Origin of the sequence: Bilifractor sp. LCP19S3_H10 (assembly GCF_052119185.1) — a bacterium.
GTDB lineage: Bacteria > Bacillota > Clostridia > Lachnospirales > Lachnospiraceae > Bilifractor.
Genome location: NZ_JBQKFT010000043.1, coordinates 1 through 5906 on the forward strand (window position 1 = coordinate 1; position 5906 = coordinate 5906).

The 5906-nt window shown below is 42.3% G+C and carries 4 protein-coding genes; all 4 read right to left on the reverse strand.

Going from position 1 to position 5906, the window contains the following annotated elements; genetic code table 11:
• Positions 1-177: 177 nt before the first annotated feature.
• Positions 178-318 (reverse strand): hypothetical protein, encoded by a 141-nt coding sequence (locus tag ACTQZS_RS15220; protein ID WP_441476575.1) that lies wholly within the window; start codon positions 316-318, stop codon positions 178-180.
• Positions 319-320: 2 nt separating this feature from the next.
• Entirely contained in the window at positions 321-575 is a 255-nt protein-coding gene (locus ACTQZS_RS15225) for a hypothetical protein (protein ID WP_441476576.1), read from the reverse strand.
• Between the two features lie 13 nt (positions 576-588).
• Entirely contained in the window at positions 589-4893 is a 4305-nt protein-coding gene (locus ACTQZS_RS15230; protein ID WP_441476577.1) for a hypothetical protein, read from the reverse strand.
• A 1-nt stretch (position 4894) separates the two neighbouring features.
• On the reverse strand, positions 4895-5906 hold a 1012-nt coding region (locus tag ACTQZS_RS15235), incomplete at its 5' end, for a hypothetical protein (RefSeq protein ID WP_441476578.1).

The following is a 5906-nucleotide window of genomic DNA, read 5'->3' on the forward strand; positions in this document are numbered from 1 at the left end:
TTCCAGCTTTGCAATAATCTTATCGTTTCGTTCTTTCTTTTTATCTGATCGGTTAATCAGAAATTGGATAAATAAAAGGACGGCACCCACTAGAGTACCGCCCAATATCCCTCCAAAAATTGTGTCCTGAAATGGTCCCATTGGCATTATCTTTCCTCCTGCCACTTATGTTCTGTCTTATGCCGCCGAATTCCCTACAAGTTCCCTATACTGATCCTCCGTCAATCTTCCGAGAGCAAAAAGTGTATCGATCTTCTCGCGCAGATCATCTGTAAGTCCGTTCCGTTCTACAAGTCTTTTCAGTGTTCTAAATAACATAATCATCCCTCCAAACTATCTAAAAGTGCTAACGCCAGTTCACTGTTTACGTATGCCATGTCAGCAACGTTGTCCTGCTGATCCGTATTTTCCTGAAATGTTTTGATTGCAGCAAGATTCTGTTCGCTATATTCATGGTAGTAAGTTTTTCCGTCAGATCCTTCGATTACACAGCCCTTTCCATCGTTTAAGAACTGCGTAATCTGTTCATCTGTATAATCTAATTTCTCTTGGGTAATATCGTTATAATAAGTCATACGTAAACCTCAATCAAAAGCTCAGAGCTATCCATCGTATTGTTACTGACGTATTCGGATGTGTGTTAAACAATGCGTAATATGATTTGTCAGTAGTTAGATACTGCACACCTTCAAGATGATAACCTGCATCTGGGGCAATCATCATCGGAAGCACAATAATGCGGGCATTATCCGGCATCCCTAATCCAGTCAACGAAGCTAAACTTGTAAGGTACATAGATGATGAGCCAACTGTTGCGGTCGTTGTACCAAAGTATGCAACCGGATATTGAATGTTCGGGTACCCGTTGGAATAATGGTATATTAATCCTGATGGAACAAATATTTCTGAACAGCCTCTACCGATGTTAAGAATCGTTCCGTTTTCATAAGAATTGCAAGCAAGAAGACTTCTATTAAAGATATCTCTTATCCCACAACTTTCGCCACTTGAAAGAGTAATAATACCATTTTTTATTTGGATAAAATTTTCCGAATCGCTCGGAACATCGTTTTTAATTGTAGCTCCAGTAATTGTACCTCCATAAATGGTTTTTCCATTGAGTGCATTAGCGGAAATTTTATCCGCTGTTATTGCCCCGGCGGCAATCTTGCCAGCTGTAACAGCACCTGTTGTGATCTTGTCCGCAGTGATTGCTCCGTTGGCTATCGATACAGTTCCTACTTGATGTTGCTGCCATGAAGATCCATTGAACTGCCAGATGCCTCCTGTGGAGTGATTGAACCATATGTCTCCGGAACCATAACCAGATGTGGAGGATGGATCTGAAGTTGAGTACACAACTCGGTTTTTTGAGGTTCCCTGTGGTCCTTGAGGTCCCATAGGTCCTTGAGGGCCCCGTGGTCCAGTGTCTCCTTTTGGTCCCTGTGGGCCAGTAGCTCCCGTAGCTCCAGTATCACCCTTAACACCTTGAGGTCCCTGTGGACCAGTAACACCTGTAGCACCAGTTGCTCCCTTGGGTCCTTGTGGTCCTGTGTCACCTTTAGGTCCTTGTGGACCAATTGCTCCTGTAACTCCCTGAGGACCCGTTGCACCAGTTGCTCCTGTAATACATGTGGTTACAGATGAGCTTTGACCGTTATTCGTGGTGGTTGTCGTTCGTTGCCACATGTAGTATCCGTTCTTCCATGTTGGCGCTGTGGTACTCCATCCGGATGTAGGCGCCGTGGTGGGCGACTGATTCTGTGCGAACTCTATAACAGTTGACTTGATCGAGTTATTAGCCGTGTTCTGAGCATTCGTTATAGCATCTTTTACCGTCGATCCGTCTGAGAATTTGGTTTTAACATTCAACGTTCCAGAGATCGTGCAGTTATCAAGTGTTGCGCTCTTGGCTGTAAGATTACCCGCTGTGTCAACCTTGAAATTACCGTTTGCCGAGACAGTTCCGTTGATGTTGATCTTATTTGCATTGATGGTTACGCTTTCAGCAGACTGGTTTATGGATGATATCACCTCATCTTTGCCAACCTTTTTTGACACGGTTGCTGTGATGGAGTCGGAGGTTTGCTTTATCTTAGAATCCGTATATGTGGTTAAGTCTTCAGGGGCTGGTGTCCAGTCGGTAGGTTGATTGCCACGCTCAAGTTTTGGAGATGAGAACCAAACATTACAGGGTGTAGCATAACCATTGTTTTTATCTCCGGTATTGCATTCAATTCTTGCTGAATTGAGATTTACTGTTATACTGCCGTCCTCATTTTTTGATCCAATGAATGTAAAACTCTTTGATAATCTTATCCATGTGTTTGATGGGCATCTGATGGTACCAAATGGAATAGATTTATAGCCAAATCTAAATCCTGTAAAATTAAGATACTGTGTTGTATCAGATTCAGCTTTTACATAGATAGAAACAGTCAATTCATCGCCAACCATTATTCCCTCTCTGTCAACAATGGTCTGTAAATGAATATATGGCCCAGTCCATGCATTAGTAGTACGAACAGCTAAATTCCCATATACTCCATCATCAGAAATAGTTAAGGATGAATTGTTCAGATAATCTTTTGTTATTGTTCCAGATCCCTGGATCAAATTCCTTCCCCCGATCTGAAGATTATCCACTTTCTGATCAACTTTCTTTACTTCGGAAGTAATTGAATCTGCCTTCTGGCTGATAGCCGAGTTCATCTGTGTTGTAGTCGAGTAGCTTTTCAGCTTATTATCTGTGTAACTCTGAGCTCCAGACTGTGCAGAACTAGCTTTTCCGTCGGCATAGGATTTTGCTGAAGCAAGGTTATTCGCTGAATTCGTTTTTGTCTCATAAGTTTGAGATACAGTTGATGTTATGCTATCTGCCTTTTGGTTAATAGCTGAATTCATCTGTGTAGTGGTTGAGTATGACTTCAGCTTGTTATCAGTGTCAGCCTTTGCATCTTTTAACGCCTGAGAACTAGAACTGTCGGCGTAGCTCTTGGCAGAAGACAGCTTTGAAGCAGAATCCGTTTTTGTTTCATAGGTCTTAGATACGGTACTTGTGATGGAATCTGCTTTTTGATCGATAGCAGAATTCATCTGTGTCGTAGTTGAATACGATTTCAGTTTGTTATCAGTATCAGCCTTTGCATCCTTCAATGCCTGTGAACTGGAACTATCAGTGTAGCTCTTTGCTGAAGACAGTTTTGATGAGGCATCCGTTTTTGTTTCATAAGTCTGTGATACCGTACTTGTAATCGAATCAGAGGTCTGTTTGATTTTGGAATCTGCTTCTGTCTTTGTGTAATATCCAGTAAACTTATTCTCGACAGTCGTTGTTCGTGTTGCCAGTGAACTGATCGATTCTGAATTTTGAGTAATCTTTGTTTCCTGAGTATTTACGGTATTTGTTAACTCAGCCAGATCCTTGTTCGCTTTAGCAGCATCCGCAACTGCCTTATCTGCTGTATCCTGTGCAGTCTTGGCGTTCGTGAGGGCTGTAGATGCATTGTTGTATGCCGTCGTTGCGTTCTTCAAAGCATCGTTTGCTGCTGTCTGTGCTTCTGTCACATTATGATTAGCGGTCAATACATCCGCAAGAGCCTTGTTTAATGCCGCCTGTGCAGAGTCAAGATTCTTTTTTGCGGTAGTGATCAGCTCTTCCGTTGCTGTCGTGCTTGAAGTCAGGATATTGTATGTACTAAGTGCAGAATCATAATTCTGTTTTGCTGTCTTCAATGCTGCATCCGCAGACGCTACATTCTGCTTTGCTGTATCAAGCTGGCTCTGCGCGGTTTTTGCTTTATCATCCGCTGCCTTTGCATTGGCAACAGCAGTATCTGCGGTTTCCTGCGCAGCCTTGGCATTTGCAACAGCGGTATCTGCCTGAGCCTGTGCATCAGACGCTGTTTTCGAAGCAGCATTCAGTTTTGTTGATATGTCCTGTGTATCTGACTCAAGACTTGTGACTTTCTTACTTGTGGACTCGATTCCGTCTGCATTGACCTGAATTTTGTTTTCAAGTTCACCCTTAATTTCGCTTACATCGTTCTTCGAAGCATAGGTTTCTTTTACACTTGCCTCAATTCCACTTGCTGTTGTAGAAATATCAGACTCAATTGCAGCCTTCGTCTCGCTGACTTCCGTCTTTGTCGCATAATTGGCAGCAAGATTCTGGTTGATTCCGGTTATGGCGTCTCCGTTTTCCTTAACCTTCTTCTGGGCATCGGAAATATCATTATTCATTGCATTTACAGATGCCTGTAAAGACGAAATATCCTTATTTGCGTCAGCTAAACCGTTCTGTGCTGCATTAGCGGTCTTGATCGCATTTGCTGCATCTGTCTCTGCCTGTTCCGCCTTTGCATTTGCCTGACTAGATGCTGTGTTCGCGCTATTGGCAAGGACTTTTGCATCATTGACGTTCGTGTTTGCAGAAGTGGCCAATTCAGAGGCAGCACTCGCACTCTGTTTCGCTGAATCCGCATTTTCACTTGCTGTTTGCGCTTTTTCCTCTGCTTCTTCCGCTTTTTTCTTTGCTTCTTCAGAATTACTGTTTGCCTGATCCGCGGTTGCTTTGGCTTCCTGGATTTCCGCATTCTGCTCATCGCCACGTCCAATAACACCAATTACAACCGGATACTTAGACGTTCCGGCAGCTCCGGTAAGCAAAATCTGTACAATATCTCCGGTCTTTACAGAAATGTTTGTGTCAATCTCTACGGATTGCCCATCGTCATAGCTGATTGTGTCTCCACCCATATCAACCATGACTTTTCCGTTTGAACTGTCGGACGTTGCTGTTCCTGTTGCCATGACCGTAGATTTGGCTTTTTCGTTTGTGCCTTCGTTAGATTTTTTCCCTAACAATATTTTTGCGAGCTCAAAACTGTCCATATCATACCTCTTTGAGTGTCAAATTCATTGTCATCTCGTCGAATTTTATTTCACTGATGGACTGGATCATATACTTCTTCTTTTTATTTTCCAGGATAAGATTTATTGTCTCCCCGCATTTGCACGGGAAATATAACATGCTGCATTCCAATGTAATTACCTTGTCAGATTTTTTCAGGTATTCTTCTGCGAGCTGCTGTGCTCTTGCCTTTGTTGCAGGAGACAGATCGTTAACCTGGTATTTTTCGGCAATCATAAATCCTCTTCTCTGAGAAGAAAATTCGGAAGAAGAATCTCTGTCTGCCGAAGCAATAATTTCCTGATCCCCATTGCTGTATATGACGATTGTCCGGCCTGGTACATCTTCCGAAGAGGTTGATTCTTTAATATCTGACGATAAAAGCATCGTATTTTGATCTTTTTCATCAACAGTCCAGGAAGGAGTGATTGAAGACGGTGTATTGTACGGACTTAAAGTTATTCTTCCATGCCCATCCACATCCAATCGATTGTTTGATATATCACAAATATCAAAAAGAAAAGAAAGATAACTTTCTCCGGCTTCAAAAATCTTTGTGGCTGTATATCTGTAATTTCTTGCTCCGTTGATTAAATACTCCTTCTGGCAGGTGGTGCAGATTTTTTCAAATGCATCAACCGCATACGTTCCCGAACCTATCGAAAAATATCCAACACAATAATCTTCTGATAACCCCCACAATACAGACTGGAGCTCGTAGGTGTAGTGCTTCTCTCCGTTTTTTGTTGTCATTCCGGGAGGATTTTTTAGAACATATGTACCGATTTCAATTGAAGCGTCTCCATGATAAAGAACGATCCGCAGCCATGATCCTGAAATATAATTACTTCCAAGTGTTTCCAGATTTGCAGATGTTCTTGTGTCGGTATCATAACCAAAAGAAACAGAGCACCCGGACAATACCAGATGCTCCAATTCTCCACGAATAATATTTAAATTGTGAGGATCAATCATAAAGACTCGTATCTCACTC

Bases quoted from the DNA above. Each gene is read 5' to 3' on its own strand.
- ACTQZS_RS15220 (WP_441476575.1), bottom strand. From the start codon at position 318: ATGTTATTTAGAACACTGAAAAGACTTGTAGAACGGAACGGACTTACA.
- ACTQZS_RS15225 (WP_441476576.1), bottom strand. From the start codon at position 575: ATGACTTATTATAACGATATTACCCAAGAGAAATTAGATTATACAGAT.
- ACTQZS_RS15230 (WP_441476577.1), bottom strand. From the start codon at position 4,893: ATGGACAGTTTTGAGCTCGCAAAAATATTGTTAGGGAAAAAATCTAAC.